Annotated in this window: 11 protein-coding genes and 1 pseudogene; 9 read left to right on the forward strand and 3 right to left on the reverse strand. The window is 72.1% G+C overall.

What is annotated here, in order from left to right:
• Nucleotides 1-89: 89 nt before the first annotated feature.
• The 4 genes and pseudogenes from C503_RS0106225 to C503_RS47255 form a co-directional block, all read left to right on the forward strand.
• Nucleotides 90-10571: pseudogene (locus C503_RS0106225) on the forward strand (SDR family NAD(P)-dependent oxidoreductase); the annotation flags it as partial.
• Between the two features lie 275 nt (nucleotides 10572-10846).
• Nucleotides 10847-11773: a daunorubicin resistance protein DrrA family ABC transporter ATP-binding protein gene (locus C503_RS0106230; protein WP_018681332.1), complete on the forward strand. Its 927-nt coding sequence runs from the start codon at nucleotides 10847-10849 to the stop codon at nucleotides 11771-11773.
• Complete coding sequence (locus tag C503_RS0106235) at nucleotides 11770-12600, forward strand: ABC transporter permease (protein ID WP_018681333.1); 831 nt, start codon at nucleotides 11770-11772, stop codon at nucleotides 12598-12600. The genes C503_RS0106230 and C503_RS0106235 overlap by 4 nt, the downstream gene beginning before the upstream one ends.
• Nucleotides 12601-12755: 155 nt before the next feature.
• Complete coding sequence (locus C503_RS47255) at nucleotides 12756-13352, forward strand: hypothetical protein (protein WP_018681334.1); 597 nt, start codon at nucleotides 12756-12758, stop codon at nucleotides 13350-13352.
• Nucleotides 13353-13419: 67 nt separating this feature from the next.
• Here the strand turns inward: C503_RS47255 and C503_RS0106245 are convergent, their stop codons facing one another.
• Nucleotides 13420-14178 carry an AfsR/SARP family transcriptional regulator gene (locus tag C503_RS0106245; RefSeq protein WP_018681335.1) on the reverse strand — a complete coding sequence of 253 codons (759 nt, stop codon included), beginning with the start codon at nucleotides 14176-14178 and terminating at the stop codon, nucleotides 13420-13422.
• Nucleotides 14179-14479: 301 nt separating this feature from the next.
• Here C503_RS0106245 and C503_RS43055 point away from each other — a divergent pair, with 301 nt between their 5' ends.
• Nucleotides 14480-15082 (forward strand): ScbR family autoregulator-binding transcription factor, encoded by a 603-nt coding sequence (locus C503_RS43055; protein WP_169514501.1) that lies wholly within the window; start codon nucleotides 14480-14482, stop codon nucleotides 15080-15082.
• Nucleotides 15083-15234: 152 nt separating this feature from the next.
• Here C503_RS43055 and C503_RS48435 read toward each other — a convergent pair whose 3' ends face one another.
• Nucleotides 15235-15873: a ScbR family autoregulator-binding transcription factor gene (locus tag C503_RS48435; RefSeq protein ID WP_018681337.1), complete on the reverse strand. Its 639-nt coding sequence runs from the start codon at nucleotides 15871-15873 to the stop codon at nucleotides 15235-15237.
• 209 nt (nucleotides 15874-16082) lie between these two features.
• Here C503_RS48435 and C503_RS0106260 point away from each other — a divergent pair, with 209 nt between their 5' ends.
• Complete coding sequence (locus tag C503_RS0106260) at nucleotides 16083-17054, forward strand: ScbA/BarX family gamma-butyrolactone biosynthesis protein (RefSeq protein WP_018681338.1); 972 nt, start codon at nucleotides 16083-16085, stop codon at nucleotides 17052-17054.
• Between the two features lie 121 nt (nucleotides 17055-17175).
• On the forward strand, nucleotides 17176-18150 hold the full coding sequence (locus C503_RS38230) for an NAD-dependent epimerase/dehydratase family protein (RefSeq protein ID WP_018681339.1): 975 nt from the start codon (nucleotides 17176-17178) through the stop codon (nucleotides 18148-18150).
• A 70-nt stretch (nucleotides 18151-18220) separates the two neighbouring features.
• On the opposite strand, the gene C503_RS0106270 is transcribed toward C503_RS38230, so the two are convergent.
• Entirely contained in the window at nucleotides 18221-19705 is a 1485-nt protein-coding gene (locus tag C503_RS0106270) for an alpha/beta hydrolase (RefSeq protein WP_018681340.1), read from the reverse strand.
• 257 nt (nucleotides 19706-19962) lie between these two features.
• Between C503_RS0106270 and C503_RS0106275 the strand changes: the two genes are divergently transcribed.
• The gene (locus C503_RS0106275; RefSeq protein ID WP_033400256.1) at nucleotides 19963-21123 is read left to right on the forward strand and encodes a hypothetical protein; all 1161 of its coding nucleotides are present in this window, start codon (nucleotides 19963-19965) and stop codon (nucleotides 21121-21123) included.
• 436 nt (nucleotides 21124-21559) lie between these two features.
• Nucleotides 21560-22852, forward strand: coding sequence for a GGDEF domain-containing protein (locus C503_RS0106280; protein WP_026316014.1), 1293 nt, complete (start codon nucleotides 21560-21562; stop codon nucleotides 22850-22852).
• Nucleotides 22853-22891: the final 39 nt, after the last annotated feature.

Consider the following 22891-nt stretch of genomic DNA (forward strand, 5'->3'; position numbering starts at 1 on the left):
CCACGCTCTCCTTCCCCCCGCCCGCACCACGCTCTCCTTCCCCCGCCCGCCCGCACCACCCGCCCGGAAGCGACAAGAAGGCGTTCACGATGACTGACGAAAGCAAGCTGGTCGACTACCTGAAGCGGGTGACCGCCAACCTCCAGCAGACCCAGGCGCGGCTGCGCGAGGTCGAGGCCGCGGCGGCCGAGCCGATCGCCGTCGTCTCGCTGGCCTGCCGCTACCCCGGCGAGGTGCGCACGCCGGAGGACCTGTGGGAGCTGGTGGCGGGCGGCGGCGACGCGGTCGGCCCGTTCCCCACCGACCGCGGCTGGAATCTCGACGCCCTGTTCGACGCCGACCCGGACAACCCCGGCACCAGCTATGTCAGCGAGGGCGGGTTCGTCCACGAGGTGGCCCGCTTCGACGCCCCGTTCTTCGGCATCTCGCCGCGCGAGGCGCTGGCCATGGACCCGCAGCAGCGGCTGGCGCTGGAGCTGGCCTGGGAGAGCCTGGAGCGGGCGGGCATCGCGCCGCACTCGCTGGCGGGCGCGCAGGTCGGCGTGTTCGTCGGCAGCGGCGACCAGGACTACTACGACGAGCTGCCCGCGTCCGTGCTGGCGGGCGAGGTCGAGGACTACCTGAGCACGGGCAACGCGGGCTCGGTCATCTCCGGCCGCGTCGCCTACGCGCTCGGCCTGCAGGGCCCGGCGCTGACCGTCGACACCGCGTGCTCGTCGTCGCTGGTCGCGATCCACCTGGCCGTGCAGGCACTGCGGCAGCGCGAGTGCTCGCTGGCGCTGGCCGGTGGCGTGATGGTCATGTCGCGGCCCGGCCCGTTCCTGGCGTTCAGCCGCCAGCGCGGCCTCGCGCCAGACGGCCGCTGCAAGCCGTTCTCCGACAGCGCCGACGGCACCGGCTGGGCCGAGGGCGCGGGCACGATCCTGCTGGAGCGCCTGTCCGACGCGCGCCGCAACGGCCACCCGGTGCTCGCCGTCATCCGGGGCAGCGCGGTCAACTCCGACGGCGCGTCCAACGGCCTCACCGCCCCCAACGGCCCTTCCCAGCAGCGGGTCATCCGGCAGGCGCTGGCCAACGCGGGGCTGTCGGCGTCCGATGTGGACGCGGTGGAGGGCCACGGCACCGGCACCACCCTGGGCGACCCGATCGAGGCGCAGGCCGTCCTCGCCACCTATGGGCAGGATCGGGAACGCCCGCTCTACCTGGGTTCCCTCAAATCCAACATCGGGCACGCGCAGGCGGCGGCCGGTGTCGGCGGTGTCATCAAGATGGTGCTGGCGTTACGCAACGGCCTGCTGCCCAAGACCCTGCACGTCACCGAGCCGTCGACGGCGGTCGACTGGACGGCGGGCAATGTCGAGCTGTTGACCGACGCCCGACCGTGGGCGGCGGGGGAGAAGCCCCGGCGGGCGGGTATCTCCTCGTTCGGCGTGAGCGGTACCAACGCGCACGTGATCGTCGAGGAGGCTCCGGCGACGGAGCCGACCAAGCAGACGGAAGCGGGCTGGCCCAAGGACGTGCCGGTCCCGCTTCCGTTGTCCGGCCATGGTTCCACGGCTCTGGCGGCACAGGCGGGCATCCTGTCCGAGGTCGCTGCGTCCACCCTGGACCTCGGGTTCTCGCTGGCCACTTCGCGCTCCCCGCTGACTCACCGCGCGGTCGTGCTGGCGGAGACCGCCGACGAGGCGCGGGACGGTATCGCCGCTCTGGCCACGGGTAGCGTCGCCCCGGGGCTGGTCACCGGCACCCGGCTGGAAGGGCTCACCGCGTTCCTGTTCACCGGCCAGGGCGCCCAGCGGAGCGGCATGGGGTCGGGGCTGGCGGCCGCATTCCCGGTTTTCGCCGAGGCATTCGACGAGGTGTGCGCGGCGCTGGACCGGCACCTGGACCGTCCACTCAAGACTGTCATCGCGGCCGAGCCGGAGCTGATCGCGCAGACCGGCTACACCCAGCCCGCGTTGTTCGCCATCGAGGTCGCGGTGTTCCGGCTACTGGCCTCCTGGGGCGTGCGGCCGGACTTCCTGATCGGCCACTCCGTCGGCGAGCTGGCCGCCGCGCACGTCGCCGGGGTGCTGTCCCTGGCCGACGCGGCCACCCTGGTCACCGCGCGCGCCCGGCTCATGCAGGCGCTGCCGACCGGCGGCGCGATGATCGCCGTGCAGGCCACGGAGGACGAGGTCACCCCGCTGCTCACCAAGGGCGTCAGCCTGGCGGCGATCAACGGGCCGGACTCGGTCGTGCTGTCCGGTGACGAGAAGGCCGTGGAGGCCGTGGTCGCGCGGTTCGCGGACCGGAAGACCTCGCGGCTGCGGGTGTCGCACGCGTTCCACTCGCCGCTGATGGAGCCGATGCTGGCCGAGTTCGCCGCCATCGCGGGCACGCTCGCCTACCAGGCGCCGACGATCCCGATCGTCTCCAACGTCACCGGCACGGTCGCCGGGGCCGAGATCGCCACGCCCGGGTACTGGGTCGAGCACGTCAAGGCCGCCGTCCGCTTCCACGACGGCATCAGCACGCTGGCCGCCCAGGGCGTCTCCCGGTTCGTCGAGGTCGGCCCGGACGGCGTGCTGACCGCGCTGGCCCGCCCGCACATCGACGGCCTCGCCGTCCCGGTGCTGCGCAAGGACCGCGCGGAGGCAAGCGCCGCGCTCACCGCCGTCGCCGAGCTGTTCGTCAGCGGACTCACCCCCGACTGGGCCGCGCTGTTCGCCGGTAGCGGCGCCCGGCGCGTCGACCTGCCCACCTACGCGTTCCAGCGCAAGCGCTACTGGATCGACGCCCGCGCCAACCGCGACGAGCTCACCGCCGCCGGTCTTGTCATGGCCGGTCACCCGCTGCTCGGCGCGGCCGTCACGCTCGCCGACACCGACGGCGTGGTGCTCACCGGGCGCCTGTCCGTCGAGACCCACCCATGGCTGGCCGAGCACCGGCTGGGCGAGCTGGTCACCGTTCCCGGCACGGCGTTCCTGGAGCTGGCGGTCCGCGCGGGCGACCAGGTGAACTGCGGCCGGATCGAGGAACTGACGCTCGGCGCGCCACTGGTGCTGCCCGAGCGTGGCGGCGTCCAGGTGCAGGTGGCCGTGGGCGCGGCGGGGGAGCGGGGCATCCGTTCCCTGACCATCCACTCACGACCGGAGAGCGCCGAGGCCGACGAGCCGTGGACCTCGCACGCCGGTGGTTCCCTCGCGCCCCAGACGCACAGTGGCGAGGCGCTGACCGAGTGGCCGCCCGCCGGTGCCGAGGCCGTGGCGATCGATGGGCTGTACGACGACTTCGCCGACACCGGCCTGCGCTACGGGCCGCTGTTCCGGTCGCTGCGTGCCGTGTGGCAGCGGGATCGGGAGGTGTTCGCCGAGGTCGTGCTGCCTGGTGATAGTGACACTGCCGGTGATGTCCATCGATACTTCCTGCACCCCGCCGCTCTCGACGCCGCGACGCACGCCCTGCGCGTGGCAGGCGGCGGAGACGGTGGCGTCGGCCGGGTCCCGTTCTGCTGGACCGGTGTCGAGCTGCACGCGACCGGCGCGTCCGCGCTGCGCGTCCGGTTCACCCCGACCAGCGGCGACGACTTCCGCGTCACCCTCGCCGACACCACCGGCGCCCCGGTCGCCACCGTCGCCGAGACCGTCTTCCGCGCCTTCACCACGCCCGTCGCCGCCCCGACCGACCCGCTCTACCGGGTGGAATGGCGGCCGGTCACCGCAGACTCCACTGTGGACACCGCCGGTGTGGAGATCCTGGACGTCACCGGGTCCACCGGCACGGCCGAGGAGACGCACGCCCTGACCCACCGCGTGCTGGCCGCCGTGCAGGACTGGCTCGGCCGCGCGCACCCTGAACAGGCCCGACTGGTGATCGTCACCCGGGGTGCGGCAGGTGACGTGATCACCGACCTGGCCGCCTCCGCCGCCTGGGGCCTGGTGCGGTCGGCGCAGGAGGAGAACCCGGACGCGTTCGTGCTGCTCGACACCGACGGCACGCCCGCCGAGACCCTGCTCCCGCGCGTGCTGGCCACCGGGGAACCGCAGGTCGTCGCCCGGGGCGGCGAGCTGTTCGCGCCCCGCGTGGTCCGGGTCGCGACCGACGCCGAGCCCGCCCGCCTGGACACCCAGGGCACCGTCCTGATCACCGGCGCGTCCGGCGCGATCGGCGGACAGCTGGCCTGGCACCTGGTCACCGAGCACGGTGCCCGCAACCTGCTGCTGCTCGGCCGCCGCGAGACCCCGGAGCTGGCCCGGCTGGCCACCGCGCTCGGCGAGGTCGGCGTCACCGTCACGATCGCCCGGTGCGACATCGCCGACCGGGACGCCCTCGCGGCGGCCCTCGCCGCCATCCCGGCCGACGCGCCGCTGGCCGCCGTGATCCACGCGGCCGGTGTCCTCGACGACGGCATCGTGACCTCGCTGACCCCGGAGCGCGTGGACACCGTACTGCGCCCCAAGGTCGACGGCGCGCTGAACCTGCACGAGCTGACCCGGGACGCCGACCTGGCCGCGTTCGTCCTGTTCTCCTCGGTCTCCGGCGTGCTCGGCGGCCCCGGCCAGGGCGCCTACGCCGCCGCCAACGCCTTCCTGGACGCCCTCGCCGTGCACCGCGTCGCCGCAGGCCTGCCCGGCCTGTCGATCGACTGGGGCCTGTGGGGCGAGATCGGCGGCATGGGCGGCACGCTGTCCGCCGAGGACCTGGCCCGGCTCGCGTCGGGCGGTATCGTCCCGATGTCCACTTCGGACGCCCTGGTCCGGTTCGACCGGGCGCTTGTCGCGGGTGGCGCGGCGATCGTCGCGGCCAAGCTGGACCTGCCCGCGCTGCGCAGGCTCGACCGCGTCCCGCGGGCGCTCACCGACCTGACCGGCCGCTCGACCCGCCGCGTCGCCGTCAGCGCCGCCGGTGACGGCCCGGTCGACTCGTTCGCCGCGAGGCTGCGCGCGCTGCCCGCCGAGGACCGCGCCGACGCCGTGCTGGAACTGGTCCGCGGCCACGCCGCCACCGTGCTCGGCTACGGCGGCGCGCACGACATCGAGCCCACCGCCCAGTTCCAGACGCTCGGCTTCGACTCGCTCACCGCGATCGAGCTGCGCAACGGCCTCACCGCCGCCACCGGCCGCCGCCTGCCTGCCACGCTGATCTTCGACTACCCGACGCCCGCCACTCTCGCCGCGCACCTGCTCGCGGAGACGGCAGGCGAGGAAACCGTCGTGGCCACCAAGGTCCGCACCAACGACGACGAGCCGATCGCGATCGTCGGCATGGCCTGCCACCTGCCCGGCGGCGTGACCTCGCCGGAGCAGCTGTGGGCGCTGGTCGCCGAGGGCCGGGACGCCATCGGCGACTTCCCCACCGACCGCGGCTGGGACGTGGCGGGCCTGCTCGACCCGACCGGCCGCCGCCCCGGCACCACCTACGTCGCGCGCGGCGGCTTCGTCCACGACGCGGGCGACTTCGACCCCGGCTTCTTCGGCATCTCGCCCAAGGAGGCCCCGGCCATCGACCCGCAGCAGCGCCTGCTGCTGCAAGCCTGCTGGGAGGCGCTGGAGCGCGGCGGCATCGACCCGCTCTCGCTCAAGGGCAGCTCCACCGGCGTCTACGCGGGCGTCCAGTACCACGACTACGTGGGTGCCAGCAGCGCAGGCTCGATCGTCACCGGCCGCGTCTCCTACACCCTCGGCCTGGAGGGTCCGGCCGTCAGCGTCGACACCGCGTGCTCGTCCTCGCTGGTCGCCATGCACATGGCCGCCCAGGCCCTGCGCGGCGGCGACTGCGACCTGGCCCTGGCGGGCGGCGTCACGGTGATGGCCACCCCGGAGACCTTCGTCGAGTTCAGCCGTCAGCGCGGCCTGGCCGCCGACGGCCGCTGCAAGGTCTTCTCCGACGCCGCCGACGGCACCACCTGGTCCGAGGGCGTCGGCGTGCTGGTGCTGGAGCGCCTGTCCGACGCCCGCCGCAACGGCCACCCGGTGCTCGCCCTGCTCAAGGGCAGCGCGGTCAACCAGGACGGCACGTCCAACGGCCTCACCGCCCCCAACGGCCCCGCCCAGCAGCGGGTCATCCGGGCCGCGCTCGCCGACGCGGGCCTCGTCCCGACCGACGTGGACGCCGTCGAGGCGCACGGCACCGGCACCAAGCTCGGCGACCCCATCGAGGTCCAGGCCCTGCTGGCCACCTACGGCAACCGCGCCGACGCGGACGCGCCGCTGTGGATCGGCTCGGTCAAGTCCAACCTCGGCCACACCCAGGCCGCCGCCGGTGCCGCGGGCGTGATCAAGATGATCATGGCCATGCGGCACGGCGAGCTGCCCGCGACCCTGCACGTGGGCACCCCGTCCAGCGAGATCGACTGGGCGTCCGGGGCCGTGCGCGTGCTGGCCGAGCCGGTGAAGTGGCTGCCCAACGGGCACACCCGACGCGCGGGCGTCTCCTCCTTCGGCGTGAGCGGCACCAACGCGCACGTCATCCTGGAGGAGGGCGACCGGCGCGAGGTCACCGGCGGGACGGACTACGACGGTCCGGTCGTCTGGCCGGTGTCCGGGCGCGGTGCGGCCGCATTGAAGGCGCGGGCCGAACAGCTCATGTCCTATGTGGATGAGGAGCCGGACGGCAGCCTGGCCGACATCGGCCTGTCGCTGGCCACCACCCGCAGCGCGTTCGAGCGTCGGGCGGTGCTGATCGGGAACCGGTCGCCGCAGTTCGTGCGGGGGCTGGCGGCTCTGGTGGACGAGGAGGAGGTGCGCGGGGTCGTCACCGGTGTGGCGACGGCCGGTGGGCGCACGGCGTTCCTGTTCGCGGGCCAGGGCTCGCAGCGGACCGGCATGGGCGCCGGGCTGGCCGCCCGGTTCCCGGTGTTCGCCGCCGCCTACGACGAGGTGTGCGCCGAGATCGATCGCCACCTTGACCGCCCGATCCGCTCGGTCATCGACGGCGACGGTCCGGAACTGGCCGAGACCCGCTACACCCAGCCCGCGCTGTTCGCCATCGAGGTCGCGCTGTTCAGGTTGGTGCGGTCCTGGGGTGTGAAGCCGGACGTGCTGGTCGGCCACTCCATCGGCGAGATCGCGGCGGCGCACTGCGCGGGCGTGCTCTCCCTGGCCGACGCGGCCCGACTGGTGACCGCGCGCGGCGCCCTCATGCAGGCACTGCCCACAGGCGGCGCCATGGTCTCCCTGGACGCCACACCGGAAGCGGTGCGCTCGGCCTTCAGCGAGTCTGCTTTGGACAACTCCACCTTGGGCAACACGGTGGACATTGCGGCGGTGAACGGGCCAAGCGCGGTGGTGATCTCCGGGGACGAGGCGGCGGTCACCGAGATCGCGGCGAGGTTCGAGCGAGTCAAGCGTTTGCGCGTCTCGCACGCGTTCCACTCGCGACTGATGGACCCGATGCTCGCCGAGTTCCGCGCCGTCGCCGAGAGCCTCACCTACGCCGAGTCCCGGCTGCCGGTGATCTCCACCGTGACCGGCGAGCCTGCCGACCTGGCCACCGCCGAGTACTGGGTCGCCCAGGTCCCGGCCTGCGTCCGCTTCGCCGACGCGGTCACCAGGGCCGCGGCCGACGGCGTCACCCGGTTCCTGGAGCTTGGCCCGGACACCACGCTCACCGCCATGGCCGAGAACTGCTTCGACGAGCCCAAGGTCCTGGCCGCGCTGTCGCACAAGGAACAGGACGAGGCCGTCGCCGCCCTCACCGGCGTGGCGAAGCTGCACGTCAGCGGCGTCGACGTCGACTGGACGGCGGTCTACTCGCCGACCGGGGCACGCACGGTCGCACTGCCGACCTACCCGTTCCAGCGGCGCCGGTTCTGGCTGGAGAGCACGACCGGCGCGCCCGGCCAGGAGGACCACCCGCTGCTCGGCACGGCCACCGAACTGGCCGACTCGCGCGGCCTGCTGTTCAGCGGACGCCTGTCCGCGGGCAGCCTGCCGTGGCTGGCCGACCACGTCGTCGGCGGCTCGGTCCTGTTCCCCGGCACCGGTTTCGTCGAGATGGCGATCCGCGCAGGCGACCGGGTCGGCTGCCCGCACCTGGAGGAGCTGACCCTGGAGTACCCGCTCGTGCTGCCGGACCGCTCCGGCGCGCGGGTGCAGTTCGCGATCTCGGGTCCCGAGGACGGCGGGGCCCGGTCCTTCACGGTCCACTCGCGACCCGAAGGCGCCGCCGATGGCGTGCCGTGGACCCGACACGCCATCGGCAGGCTCACCAAGTCGGCCACCGCGGCGGCGTTCGACCTTTCTGCCTGGCCGCCCGCCGGTGCCGAGCAGGTGCGCCTGGAAGGCACCTACGAGGAGCTGGCCGCCGACGGTCTGGCGTATGGTCCCGCCTTCCGCGGCCTGGTCGCCGCCTGGAAGCGCGACGGCGAGGCGTTCGCCGAGATCCAACTTCCGACGACCGTCACCGACACCGACCACTACGGCGTCCACCCGGCCCTGCTCGACGCCGCTCTGCACACCATCGGCGTCGCGGGCGCGGCCGGGACCGAGCCGTCCCTGCCGTTCGCCTGGGCGGGCGTCCGACTGCACGCAGTCGGCGCAACGACCTTGCGCGTACATGTTCGCCCTTCGGGGACAGGAGGATCCGGGGTGGGAGGACTGGGGGAAGGAAGTACAGTGTCACTCGACATCGCCGATGCCACGGGCGCGCCCGTCGCCTCGGTGGACTCCCTGCTGCTGCGCCCGATGTCGGCGCAACCGCAGGCGGCCCCGACCGGCACCGACTCGATGTTCCGGCTGACCTGGGAACGGGCTGATCTCGACGCGGTCGCGGAGGTGACCGACTGGACCGTGGTGGGGCCCGACCCCTACGGCCTCACCGACGCCTTGGGCGCCACGGCAGTCGCTGATCTCGCCGAAGCCGGTGGTGGCCTCCTGGTCCTGTCGGCTGGTGCGGTGGGCGAGGATGCCACTGCCGCCCGCGCCGAGTTGCATCGCGTGTTGGGCCAGCTCACCACCTGGCTGACCCGGTCCGATGGCGGTTCCCTCCTGGTCGTCACCCGAGGCGCGGTCGCCACCGAACCCGGTGAGAACCCCGACCCGGTCGGTGCGGCGGTCGCCGGTCTTGTGCGCTCGGCCCAGGCCGAGCACCCGGACCGGATCACGCTGGTCGACCTCGGTCCCGGCACCCCGAGCGGCCGTACCCTGGCCGCCGTGGCCGCTGCCGATGAGCCGCAGGCGGCTCTGCGGATGGGCACGGTTCTGGTGCCGCGCTTGGCGCGGGCGGACGAGGAGAGCACGTCGGCGGCGCCGGTGTGGGACGCCGAGGGCACAGTGCTGATCACCGGTGCCACCGGTGCGCTGGGTACCGCCGTCGCCCGCCACCTGGTTACCACCCACGGCGTGCGGAGTCTTCTCCTGACCAGCCGTCGTGGCGCTGATGCCCCCGGTGCGTCCGCGTTGCGGGATGAGCTGACCGCGGCAGGCGCGGAAGTCACGTTGGCCGCGTGCGATGTCGCCGATCGCGACTCGGTTTCCGCTCTGCTGGCCTTGGTGCCTCAGGAAGCTCCGTTGCGCGCGGTCATCCACGCTGCCGGTGTGCTGGACGACGGCATCGTGACCTCGCTGACGCCGGACCGGCTGGACACGGTGCTGCGGCCGAAGGTGGACGCCGCGTGGACCCTGCACGAGCTGACTCGTGACCTTGACCTGACGGCGTTCGTCCTGTTCTCGTCCGCCGCAGGCGTGCTCGGTTCGCCGGGGCAGGGGAGTTACGCCGCTGCCAACGCCTATCTCGACGCGCTCGCGGTCCGGCGTCTGGCCTCGGGTCTGGCCGGGTCGTCGCTGGCATGGGGGCTGTGGGGTGCCGATGCAGGCGGTATGGGTGCGGCCTTGGCCGACGCCGATACCGCTCGACTCGGCGATACCGGGATCACCGCTCTGTCCACTGAGGATGGATTGGGCCTGCTCGATGCCGCCGCCGGAGCTCCCGAGGCGTTCCTGGTGCCGATCGCGCTGGACACTCGGGTGCTGACCGGTTCGGATGACCTGCCTGCTGTGCTGCGTGGCCTTGCAGGCGCTCCTGGTCGGCGGGCCGCCCAGGAGGCCGCCGAGTCGACGGAGTCGTTGGCGGTGAAGCTGGCCGGGTTGCCGGTGAACAAGCGGATTCCTACTGTGCTGACGTTGGTGCGGAGTCACGCGGCGACGTTGCTCGGGCATTCGGGGACCGAGGTGGTGGAGCCGGATCGGTCGTTCAACGAGGTCGGGTTCGACTCGCTGTCGGCTACCGGGTTCCGCAACAAGTTGAGCATTGTCACCGGGTTGAAGCTTCCGGTCAGCTTGATCTTCGATTACCCGACGCCTCGGGTACTCGCCGAGCATCTGGTCGCCGAGCTGGTGCCCGCGGACGCCGAGCCCGCCGTCGTGGTTTCGGAAGGGACTTCCGAACAGGACGTCCGGAAGGCGTTGGCGGAGATTCCGTTGGACAGGCTCCGCGCTGCCGGGTTGCTGGACGGGCTGCTGGATCTCGCCGGTATTCGTCTTTCGGAGCCGGTGGCGGAGGAAGTCCCGGCCGTCGACTCGGAGAGCATCGACGACCTCGACGCGGATGCCCTGATCAGCATGGCCATCGGTGGCGGGGACGACGACTGATCCCGGGATCCGGGTTCGGACGGCTGTCATCCGACAGCCGTCCGAACCCGCCTGCCCATCGGCTGATTCGGCGGGTTGATGGTTCCGGGGCGGCCCGCCCCGCCACTCCTTTTCCCGCCCGCCCACCACCCCTATTCCGGCCCCACCCCGCCATTATTGCCGCCCCACCGGCCCATCTGGCCAACTGGAGTGGAGACAAAGCGGCCGGGTGACCGTCGCGAGCACACAGTTTCCGGCCAGATTCCGGCCAGATTCGAACAAGGAGAGGGTGACCGATGGTCACAGGCTACGCGATCGAAGCCCGGGGGCTGCGCAAGTCCTACGGCGACCACGAGGTCCTGACGGGTGTCGACCTGAGCGTGGCGCGCGGCACGATGTTCGCGCTGCTCGGCCCGAACGGCGCGGGCAAGACCACCACGGTGCGGATCCTGAGCACGCTGCTCGACGCCGACGGCGGGTCCGTGACGGTGAACGGGCACGACGTCGCCGGGAACAAGCGGGCGGTGCGGGCGCAGATCGGGCTCACCGGGCAGGACACGGCGGTGGACGAGCTGCTCACCGGCCGGGAGAACCTGGAGATGATGGCTCGGCTGTTCCACCTGTCCAAGTCGGCCGCGAAGGCGCGGGCGACCGAGCTGCTGGAGCGGTTCGACCTGGTCGAGGCGTCGACGCGGCCGGTGAAGACGTACTCCGGTGGGATGCGGCGGCGGCTGGACCTGGCCGTCAGCATGATCACCGCGCCGCCGGTGCTGTTCCTGGACGAGCCGACCACCGGGCTGGACCCGCGCAGTCGGGCGGACATGTGGGCGGCGATCCGGGAGCTGCTGGACGGTGGCACCACGATCCTGCTGACCACCCAGTACCTGGAGGAGGCCGACCAGCTGGCGGACCGCATCGCGGTCATCGACAAGGGGCACGTGGTGGCCGAGGGCACCGCGGCCGAGCTGAAGCGGAAGGTCGGCACCGAGCGGCTGAAGTTGACCTTCGGCTCGGCGGACGAGGCGGTGCGGGCGGCGGACATCATCGGTGGCGTGCTGCTCGGTGCCACCGTGAGCGTCGCCATCGACGAGCAGGCGCGGGTGCGGCGGGTGCTGAACCTGGTGCACGACGCCGGGTTCGAGCCGAGCGCGGTCGAGCTGGCCGAGCCGACGCTGGACGACGTCTTCCACACGCTGACCGGAACCGCTGGAGCGAAGTCATGACCCAGACCCTGTCCAAGCCGACCGAGACACCCTCGACGCCGCCGCCCGCGCCGCAGGGGTCGGTGCTCGGGCAGACGCTGTCCGACATGCGGGTGCTGATCGGTCGCAACGTCAAGCACATCGCCCGGAACCCGGAGATGCTGTTCCAGGCGGTGTCGCTGCCGATCGTGCTGCTGCTGCTGTTCCGCTTCATGTTCGGCGGCGCCATCACGGTCCCGGACCTGCCCTACGTCGACTACCTGGTGCCCGGCCTGATCGTGATCGCCATCGGGTTCAACGCGACCTCCACCGTCATCGGGGTCGCCGCCGACCTCACCGGCGGTCTGGTCGAGCGGTTCCGGTCGATGCCCATGGCAGGCCCGGCCGTACTGGTCGGGCACGTCGTCTCCGGGGTGCTGCGGGCCGGGATCTCGCTGGTGATCACGGTGGCGATCGGGCTGGCCGTCGGCTTCCGGCCCGCGGGCGGGCTGGTCGGCTGGCTGGGCGCCATCGGCCTGCTGGCGCTGTTCGCGGCAGGCGTGTTCTGGGTCGCGGCCTGGCTTGGCGCGACTGCCAAGACGGTCGAGGGCGCGGGTGGCCTCGGCATGATCATCGTGTTCCTGCCGTACGCCTCCAGCGCGCTGGTGCCCACCGGCTCGATGCCCGGCGTGCTGCGGGCCGTGGTGGACAACCAGCCGGTGACGGTCCTTATCGACGCGGTCCGCGCCCTGGTCAACGGCACCGGTGCGGGCTCCGACGGCTGGCTCGCGCTGGCCTGGTGGTCGGTGATCACCGTGGCGGCGGCGGCACTCGCGGTGCGCAAGTTCCACCAGCGCGCCAAGTCCTGATACTCCCCACCCCCCGCGGGCGGCTCGTGCGGTCAACCCGTACGAGCCGCCCTTTTTCGTGTTCCTTGGGTCTGCTTTAGGTCGATCCGGCACTCTGCGTATGGAAGCACGGAGCGTTCCGTGACTCCGGAGCCCGCCTGGAGTGAGGTGCCGTCATGTCGACCCGCGTCGCCGAGCAGTCCGCCGTCCGACCCTCCTGGTTCGCCGGGCTGGTGACCGACCCGGCGGGGACCGCGGCGTTCCTGGCCGAGGTCGCCGACCGGGTGGCCCGCCGGGCCGCCGGACACGTTCTGGTGGTCGGCGACGACCCCGGGGTGGGGGAGGGGTTGACCCGACTGGGCTACCCCGCGAGCGTGACCGGCCTCGACACGGTGCGCACCGGCCCGCGCGGCCGTCGGGTCGACGTGGTGTATCTGGGCGCCGACCGGCTCTCCCGGCTGGGCGATCAGCGCGACCAGCTGCGCCTGGTGCGCAGGCTGGCCGCCCTGCTGCGGCCGGGCGGCGCGCTCGTGATCCAGCACCGGCACCCGGACCCGGCCGAGTGGGACGGCGACCCGGCCGTGGTCGGCTTCGACGCCACCCGGCAGAGCCTGCTGCTCGCCGACCACCCCGGCCCGCTGCGCTACGTGTGGCCCGCCGAGCTGGACCTGCTGGCCGAGCTGGCCGAGCTGGCCCTGGACGCCCGCTGGGGCGGCTGGTACGGCGAGCCCGTTCGCTGCGGCGGCGCGGTGGTCTCGGTCTACCGAAGCTGAGGGAACCAGAATCGGATCGGCCCGGCTCCCCTTCACCAGGGAGGCCGGGCCGACGATCGGGTCGGGCTCACACCGCGTCGGACATCTCGTTGACCAGGATGCTGTGGTGCAGCCTGCGCAGCGACACGCCCGGCTCGATGCCCAGCTGCCGGACCAGGTGCTGCCGGGCGGAGGCGAAGGTCTCCAGCGCCTCGGCCCGCCGGTTGGACCGCAGCAGCGCGGTCATCAGGTACTCGTAGAAGGTCTCGCGCAGGGTGTGCTCCTTGGCCAGCGCGGAGAGCTGGCCGACGATCTCCCGGTGCCGCCCGACCAGCAGCTCGGTCTCCATCAGCAGCTCAAGGCACTCCAGGTGCGACTCGTCCAGCAGCGCGGCGTAGGTCTGCACGTCCGCGGAGTCGACGAACCCGCCGAACGCCGGGCCGCGCCACAGGTCGGAGGCCTCGCGCAGCACCGTGGCGGCCTGCCCGTAGCGGCGGTCCCGGTAGAGCGCGCGGCCGTGCTGGTACGTCCGGGTGAACCGGTCGGCGTCCAGCTCGTCCGCGTCCACGTGCAGTGTGTAGCCGTGCGGGCTGGTCACCAGCGGGCTCTCGCCGTCCTCGGTGCCGCGCAGCAGCTTGCGCAGCTGCGAGACGTACACATAGAGAGCGGCGCTGGCGCGCGCGGGCGGTGAGTCGCCCCAGATCGCCCCGATCAGGTGCTCGGTGGTGACCACCTGGTTGTTCTTGGCCAGCAGGACCGCCAGCAGGGTCTCGACCTTGCGCGCCCGCGGCGCGCTGACCCCCGGCCGCCCGCTGACTCTGATCTGCCCGAGTATCTCGTAGTACATTCCCGTGCCCCTCCGGTGTCCGCGTCGGTGGATCGGCCAGGCGCCGGTGCCCTCTTGCCCCGGCCTGTGGCCTGCCGAGCGCCGGTCCCCACGCAGCGGAGCGTACTAAACCGACCCCCCGGTTTTCAACACAAAACCGGGGGGTCGGTCTGTTTACTTCGAGGTAGGTTGCTGGAACCCCTTCTTGACAACAGTTCGTTCCGACGGTCAGTTGTAAACCGGGCGGTTGGTATGTAAAGTCGACCTTGTGTGACCGGGGCACGGGTGTGCCCCGGGCTCGACGCGAGGGATGGGGACGACGGTGACCAAGCAGGCGCGGGCGGAACAGACCAGGAGTCTGCTGTTGGACGCGGCGGCCGACCTGCTGCACCGCGACGGCTACGCGAACACCAGCATGGTGGACATCTCCCGGGCCGCCGGGGTCACCAAGGGCGGCCTCTACTTCCACTTCTCGTCCAAGGACGAGATCTGCGACGAGGTGCAGGACGCCGCCGTGGCCGTCCTGCACGCCTTCGTGGCCCGTCAGCTGACCACCCCGTCGCCCGCGTTACGCAGGCTCGCCGACCTCGGCTACGCCCTGATGAGCTGGATCGACACCGACGCCAGGGTGGGCGCCAGCTTCCGGCTGGCCCGCGAGATGGGCGCCCAGGACGTGCGGTTCGTGGCCTTCACCCGGGCCTGGCTGGCCCAGGTGCACCGGTACGTGACGGAGGCCCGCGCGAGCGGCGAGCTGGCCGCCACGGCGCCGCTGGACATCGTCACGCTGCTGCTCGTGGTCACCTGCGTCGGCTTGGAGTCCGTGGTCGCCTCGCACACGGTCACCCTGGAGTCGGACCTGGTGGACACCCTGGCCGCGCTCTGGCGGTTGGTCGACCTCTCGCACCCGGCCTGCCGCACGCCGTGACTCGTCCATCCACTGAGGACTGACGAGGGCTCACGCGGCGCGGGTCTCCGTGGCCGGGAAAGACAAACGGGGCACCCCATCCGGGTGCCCCGCTCCGTTCTCCGGGTACAGCGTTTTCCGGTGCAGCGGTCGTCCGAGCGCTTGCCCCAGGCTCAGACCGCCTCGATCCGCGGGCTCGTCAGGCCGCCGCCCGCCAGGGTGAACCGGTGCAGCCTGCGCGGCGGCACGACCGCGGTCAGGATCGTGCGCCACATGAAGCCGATCCGCTCCAGCAGGTCGGTCCGGCCGGTCAGCACCTCGGAGCTGAGCTGGATGCCGGTGAACGAGGCGACCACGAACTGCGCGAGCTCGTGCGGGTTGACCTCCTTGCGCAGGTCGCCCGCGGCCTTCGCGGCCAGCAGGCAGGCGTGCGCGGAGTCGATCCACTGCTTGTAGGCGTTGCTGGCGGGCCGGATGAACGACCCCTGCTCGATGACGAGCCGGATGCTGGCGCGCACCCGCACGTCGGTCTGCAGCGCCGCGGCCAGGTTCTCCGACCAGCCGATCAGCGTCTGCAGCCCGGGGTTCTCCAGGACCGTGGTGGGTTCGAGCACCTCGAACTGCTCGTGCACCAGCGCGTCCGCCAAGTCCTCCTTGGACTTGAAGTGGAAGTACAGCGCGCCCTTCGTGACCCCGGCCTCGGCCAGGATGTCCGACAGGCTCGCGCCGAGGAAGCCGACCGCGTCGAACCGTGCGGCCGCGGCGTCCAGGATGGTCTTGCGAGTCTGCTCCGCGCGCTCTTGGCGGGCCACGTCCCACTCCTCTCGCAGCCGGGTGCTGGTCCACACCGGACGGTGCGTGCCCCGGGGGTAGTCGATGGCGTCAAGTGGCCAGTGTAGCCGCTGCGACCCCTGGTGACCAGCAAAAAAAAACCGGTAGGTAGGTATGGTTTTGTTGCTCCGTTTCAGCTACAACAGTAACCGGGAGACACGGGGGTTACACAGTTTCTGGGAGGACCGACATGGTCGGCACGTTACTTCAGGAGCCAGTCCACGGAACCTACGAGTTAGGCAGCGCGGAGCCCATCACGGCCCCGCGACCGCTCGACTTCCAGCAGACCATCCCGCGGGCCGTGGTGCACCGCGCGGCGGTCTCGGAGGTCTTCGTCACCGACATGAACACCCTCGGACCGGACCGGTTCGAGATCGCCGCGCAATGGCCGCGGCGGCACAGCTTCTTCGGGCCGGGCGCCCCACACACCCACGACCCCATGCTGCACGCCGAGACGTGCAGGCAGGCCGGTCTGCTCATCGCCCACCGCGCCTACGGCGTGCCGCTGGGCCACGGCTTCCTCTCCGACCGCAAGCAGTGCACCGTCGACGTCGCGGGCCTGGTCACGGTGGGCAAACCGGTCGACGTCGTGCTGCGCATCGCCGCACACGACCTGATCCGCCGCGGCCGGAACGTGGTCGGCGGGCGGATGGAGTTCGAGTGCTTCCGCGACGGCCACCGCGTCGGTGCCGCGTCCGAGTCCTGGCGCTGCATGTCGCCAGCGGTCTACCGCAGGCTGCGCGGCGAGCACCACGGCGCGACCCCGCGCCGGGCCCGCACCCGGGCCACCGTCTACCCGGCCCTGGTCGGCCGCGCCCTCGGGCGCGACGTGCTGGTGGCCGCCACCGAGACCTACGGGGTCTGGTCGCTGCAGATCGACCCCGACCACGAGGTGATGTTCGACCACCCGGTCGACCACGTGCCCGGCATGGTGCTGACCGAGGCCGCCCGCCAGGCCGCGCTGCTCACCGTGCGCGACCCCTACGCGCTGCCCGTGCGCACCGACTTCGAGTACCGGTCCTACGTCGAGTTCGACTCCGAGTGCCTGCTGCGGGTCGAGGGCGTGTGCGATGTCGAGGACGGCGTGCGCGAGGTGCGCGTGTCCTTCCGGCAAGGCGGCGCCGTGGTCGCCGCGGGCACCCTGGCGATGCGGTCGCTGTGACCACCGGACCGCGACCGGGCAGTGCGTGTCGTGCCACCGGCGGGACGCGGGGATCCGCGCCTGCCTGTGTTGTCGGGAGCCCCGTGCCGGGGGCGTTCGACGGGCGCGGCGTGGTGCGCGCGTGAACCGGATCGCGGTGACCGGGGCGAGTGGGTTCATCGGTGCGGCCGCGGTGGCCGCGCTGGTGGCCCGCGGTGCCGGACCGAGGCTCCGGGTGCTGGCGCGGGGGCCGGTGCCGGAGTGGATGACGAACGCGGGAGTGGCCGTCTGGCCGGGTGACCTCACCGGGCCGGACAGCCTCGCCGGGTTCTGCGAGCAGACCGACACCCTGGTGCACCTGGCGTCCCGGATCGGCGGCGACGCGCTGCTGTGCACCGAGGTCAACGAGACCGGAACGGCCAACCTCCTCGCGGAGGCGCGCCGCGCGGGCACCACCCGAGTGCTGTACCTGAGCACCTGCGCGGTCTACCGGGACGGCGAGCACCGCGGCGCGCGGGAGTCCGTGCGCGGTCCGGGCGAACCGGGCGACGGCCTGGTCACCGACCCGGTATCGGCCACCAGCACGACCAGGCTGGCCGCCGAGCGCCTGGTCCGCGCGGCGGGCGGGGCGGTGCTGCGCCCCCACCTCGTCCTCGGACCGGGCGACCGGCACGTGGTACCCGCGCTGGCCGGACTGCTGCGCGCGGTCCCGGCATGGGCGGCGGGCGGCTCGGCCCGCACCTCGATCGTGTCGGTGACCGACCTCGCGGCCGCGATCGCCGCACTGGCACTGGCCGAGGACTTCCCCTCGGGCGAGGTCTTCCACGTCGCCGACCCGCGACCGGTCGTCATGCGCGACCTGCTGACCGCGGTGTGCGACCTGCTGGACCTGCCGACACCGCTCGTCGACCTGTCGTTGACCGAGCACCGGGCCCGCGTCCGCGCGGCCGCACCCGGGGTGACCGACCACCAGTGGTCACTGGCGACCCGGGACCACTGGTACGACACCGACCGGATCTGGACGCGCACCGGCGTGACCCCGGCCCCGTTCCGACAGCGCCTGGCCGAGGCCCGCGCCTGGTACCGGGGCGAACCGACCACCGACCGCGTCGCCTGACACCTCCGCCGCCCACCCGGGAGACCCCCGAGCGGGCGGCGGAACCGTGTTCGCGTTGTTCGAGGATCACTCAGCGGCAGGTCTTGTCGGTGGCGGGCAGCTTCCCGTCGCGAAGGTAGCCGTTGATGGTCGTGTCCACGCAGGTGTTGGCCACGTGGCCGAACACGACATGGATGCGAGTGTCCAGCGTGACCAGCCGTGACCGGTCCATGGCCCGGTGCAGCGCCACGCCCGACTCGTAGACGGTGCGGGTGTCCCGGGTCGCCTGGACGATCAGCGCGGGCACGGAGTTGTGCACCTCGGTGCGCGGCTCGCGGGGCGGCGCCCAGAATGCGCAGGCCGAGGGGGCGTAGGCGAGCGGACCGAAGACCGGCTGCGCCTTGCGGTGCTGCTGGATCTGCCGCCAGTACCACTCCGGGTCACGCGGCGCGGGCGCGTCACCGCAGAACACCGCCGGTTGCGCGGACCCCAGGTTCGCGGGCACCGGACGGTCGATGAGTCCCAGGGCCAATGCCAGACCGGACGTGATGGGCGGGTTCTTGCCGTCGGCCGCGTCGGTGAGGGCCCGCACGTCGTCCGCCAGCCCCGCGTTGCCCTGGCTGTCGGCGAGCGGGATGAACAACAGGACCGGCAGCAGGTGCTGGTCGACCCGGTACCCGCCGATGGTGATCGGCTGCCGCGCGACCCGCTGTTGAAGGTCCTCCACGGACGCCCGCACACGCTTCGCGGTGCCGCCGAGGTGGTACTGCTTGTCGCGGGCGGCGACCCACGCGGCCCATTCGTCCAGCGCGGCCTCGTTCGGCGTGCCCATCAGCTGCGACATCCCCACGTAGTACGTCTTCGGGTCGATGGCGCTGTCCAGCACGACCCGGTCGCTGTGCCGGGGGAACATCTGGGTGTAGACGGCGCCGAGATAGGTGCCGTACGACCAGCCGAAGTAGCTGATCTTCCGCTGCCCCAGCACGGCCCGCACGACATCCATGTCGCGGGCGGTGTTGCGGGTGGAGATGTACGGGATCAGGTCACCCGCGTTGGCCGCGCACCGCTTGGCCAGGTCGGCCTGGAACCGCACCTGCGCGTCGAACCCGGCCCGGTCCACTCCCGCCGACAGCAGCGAGACACCGGAGGTCGCGTGACAGTCGACCGGCGTGGACCGGCCGATACCGCGCGGGTCCATGCCGATCAGGTCGTACCGCGCCCGCACATCGGGCGCCAGCGTCTTGCCGATCGTCACCATGAAGTCGATCCCCTGCCCGCCGGGACCACCCGGGTTGCCGAGCATGACCCGCCGCTCGGGCGCGGTACCCGGCAACCGCGAGATGGCCACGGTGATGGTCCGCCCGCGCGGGCGCGCGTAGTCCAATGGCACGGTCACATCGGCACACTGGCCCCCCGCCTCATCGAGAGCCTTGATGCCGCAAGGCTTCCAGGTGAGCCGCTGGGTTTGAAACCTCTCCAGGCCCGACTTCCCCGCGTCGGCTGTCGCCACTCCCGCACTCGTGAGCAACCCGACGCCCGCCAGTGCGGCGGCGAGCACGGACTTGGTCCTGCGCATGGTCGTTCCCCTCGATCCATTGTGGATTCTTTCCCGGTGCCATCACGGTACGAACTCCCGGCCGTCGTTCCCATGCCGGCCGCACCCCGATCACCGGTGGCCTACCCGGGACCCGCGCCGGTGGCCCTGGCACCACCACGACTACGGCGAACGGCCCAGGAGCTTCGGGGGTGCCGCGTTCACAGGTCCTAGTTCCCTTGTCCGGCAACGGAACTCAGGGAAATGTCGAGACCCGGCCCGGAGGAGACGGGGGATTGATGTCCAGGAGAAGCGCGCTCGCGGCCGCCCTGCTCATGTCGCTGATCACCGCGTCGCCCGCGGTCGCGACGACCGGGCAGGCACATCGGTACGAGATCACGACCCTGGCGCCGGTGCCGGGCGCCCGGAGCACCTTCGCCTACGACATCGCCGAGGACGGGACCGCCGTCGGTTTCGCCACCTCGCCGGACAGCCCGGTCACCGCGGTCCGCTGGGACCGCGACGGTCACCCGACCGCCCTGCCACCTCTCGACGGCGACGGGGCCATCGCGTACGGGGTCAACTCCGCACATGTGGTGGTGGGGCAGTCTGCCGCGGGCCGCGACGCACACGCCGTCCGCTGGGACAAGTCGGGCGTGCACGACCTGGGTACGCTCCCCGACGACCGCACCAGCCAGGCCGAGGAGATCAGCGACAACGGCTGGGTACTCGGCGTGTCCATCGCCCGGCACTCGCGGCCGTCCATCCCCGTGCGGTGGAGCCCATCCGGCCGGATCGAGCGACTCCGGGCACCCGACGGCTATCCGTACCTCAACATCCAGGGCATGAACCGCCACGGCATCGTGTACGGCAGCGCGTCGGACCGCGGCCCGAGCGTCCCCGTTCTATGGTCCCTCGACGGCGTCCCGCACATCCTGCCCACCCTGACCCCGGGCGGCGACGACTCCATCTCCGACATCAACGAACACGGCGTCGCGGTGGGGTACGAACAGGTCGACAGGCTTGCCGTACCGGTTCGCTGGTCCCCCGACGGCCACCCCACCCGCCTGCCCGGCGGCGGGGACGACCTGTACACGGTCGCGTCGCACGTCAACGAGCACGGCGAAGCCACCGGCTGGGTCATCGGCATACCCGTCGACCGCGAAGTGGGCCTCCGCTGGGACGCCGACGGCACCCTCCGAAAGCTGGAAGGGAGCCCGACTGGCTCGTGGAACGCGGTCGGCATCGATGACCGCGGCATGTCCGCGGGCACCGTAGGCGATGGCACCACATCGCACCCCGTGGTCTGGGACCGTGCGGGCCACGCCACCGACCTGCCCACCCTCCCCGGGATACCGGGCGATACGGGCATCGACCGGATCACCGGATCCGGTTACATCCTCGGATCCATCGCACCACCCGGCGACCCCACTGCCTGCCTGTCAATCACCTGGCATTGAGTCTTCCGTGGCCTGGTCGGTGACAGGTCAGGCAAAGCGGATCCCCGGCAGAGCACACCAAGATCACCGGATCGGGCTACTCCCCAGCCCGCCACCCAGCAACCTCGCTCAACCCCCACATCCCACGGCCCAACGCCGAAACCACCGTGGAATCTCCTGCGTCTAGCCCGCGCAGCCCTCGATAACACGGCCCGGTCCCCGTCAAGCGCCATCCCGAGACACCCACTCACACCCGGTAAAGTCGACCACGGGGGAGTGCTCGTCTCAGCCACGGTCCGCGGACGATTCCGGAACCGCACGCGTTCAGCCACACCGACCGCACGGTGCGCGCCACGCGTTGGTACAGCAGGGTGATCTTCCCCGACTGCGCGGATTCCTCTCCATCCGGAGACTTACCGTCAGCGGCACTGGTCGGTGCTTGTCAGGGGGAATGCTGGTGTTCGACGGGCGAACGGTCCCCGCGAGGTCGCGGATCGCCGGACCACGGGCGGCGCGACCGAGCGCGTGGCGCCTCTGGCAGCTGCCGCGACCGGGCCTGCTGTTCCTACTGGCCGTCGACACCACCGCCACGACCGCGCTGGCGATCGAGATCGCAGGCGGAGACCTCGGCCCCGGCCTGGCCTGGATCCGCTGTGCCGCGCTGGTCGTGCTGGGCATGACCGCCGCCGAGTGCGGCCGCCGGGCGGAGCGCGTGCGCAGGCGCTACGCGGCAGGTGTGCACGTCAACATGAGTTCAGTGTGGACACTCGCGGGCGCGATCGTGTTGCCACCCGCACTCTCCCTGACCGTTGTCGCCGTGTTGTACGCCCACTTGTGGCTACGCAGCCAGCGTCCCCAGCCCTACCGCGCCGTCTTCTCGGCCGCGAACACCGCATTGTGCTGCGTGGCCACCGGCTTCGTCGCCCGCGCCACCGGCCTGGTCGGCGCCACCGGCTGGTGGCAGCCGGCAGGCGCGGTACTCGCGATCGCGACCTACGTCGCCATCAACTCACTCCTGTCCGCCACCGCGATGGTCATGCTCCGCGCAGGCGGTTCTCTCTCCTGCGCAGTGGGCGGCCGCCGCGAGAACGCGTTGGAACTGGCCACCCTGTGCATGGGCGCGTTGACCGCGATCGCGCTGGTGTCCAACGCGTTCGTGCTGGTGTTGGTGCTGCCGCCCATCTTCGTCCCGCACCGCGCCGTCCTGCTGCGCGAACTGGAACGAGCGGCATCGACCGACCAGAAGACCGGACTGCTGAACGCGGCAACCTGGCACAACCAGGCCGAACAGGAGATCCGCGCCAACGACAACGCCACCCTGCTGATGCTGGACCTCGACCACTTCAAACGGCTCAACGACCGCTACGGGCACGTGGCGGCCGACGAGGTGTTGCGCGCCGTGGCGGGGGAGATCTCGCGGGGCGTCCGCGCGGATATCGACCTCTGCGGCCGATACGGGGGCGAGGAGTTCGTCGTGCTGCTGCCGGACACCGGCTACCGCGAGGGCATCGAGGTCGCCGAGCGATTGTGCCGAGTGATCCGAGATCTCCGGGTGCAGATACCGGCGGGCGCCGTGCTCGGTGATCGCGGACCGGAACCCCTCGCCACCACGACCTCCATCGGCGTCGCCACCTTCCCGGACCACGGCGACGACCTGTTGCACGTCCTGGCCGCCGCCGACCACGCCCTGCTCACCGCGAAAGCCGACGGCCGCGACCGGGTCGTACCGATCACCCACGTGCTGACGTAACCCCGATTCCCGGAATGCACCGAGCCCCGTCGCGGAACA

Source organism: Actinokineospora enzanensis DSM 44649 (genome assembly GCF_000374445.1).
GTDB classification, from domain to species: Bacteria; Actinomycetota; Actinomycetes; order Mycobacteriales; family Pseudonocardiaceae; genus Actinokineospora; species Actinokineospora enzanensis.

Excerpts from the sequence above, each read along its gene's own strand:
- C503_RS0106270 (WP_018681340.1), bottom strand. The coding sequence starts at position 19,705 with ATGCGCAGGACCAAGTCCGTGCTCGCCGCCGCACTGGCGGGCGTCGGG.
- C503_RS0106260 (WP_018681338.1), top strand. The coding sequence starts at position 16,083 with ATGGTCGGCACGTTACTTCAGGAGCCAGTCCACGGAACCTACGAGTTA.
- C503_RS0106235 (WP_018681333.1), top strand. The coding sequence starts at position 11,770 with ATGACCCAGACCCTGTCCAAGCCGACCGAGACACCCTCGACGCCGCCG.
- C503_RS0106230 (WP_018681332.1), top strand. The coding sequence starts at position 10,847 with ATGGTCACAGGCTACGCGATCGAAGCCCGGGGGCTGCGCAAGTCCTAC.
- C503_RS47255 (WP_018681334.1), top strand. The coding sequence starts at position 12,756 with ATGTCGACCCGCGTCGCCGAGCAGTCCGCCGTCCGACCCTCCTGGTTC.
- C503_RS0106275 (WP_033400256.1), top strand. The coding sequence starts at position 19,963 with ATGTCCAGGAGAAGCGCGCTCGCGGCCGCCCTGCTCATGTCGCTGATC.
- C503_RS0106245 (WP_018681335.1), bottom strand. The coding sequence starts at position 14,178 with ATGTACTACGAGATACTCGGGCAGATCAGAGTCAGCGGGCGGCCGGGG.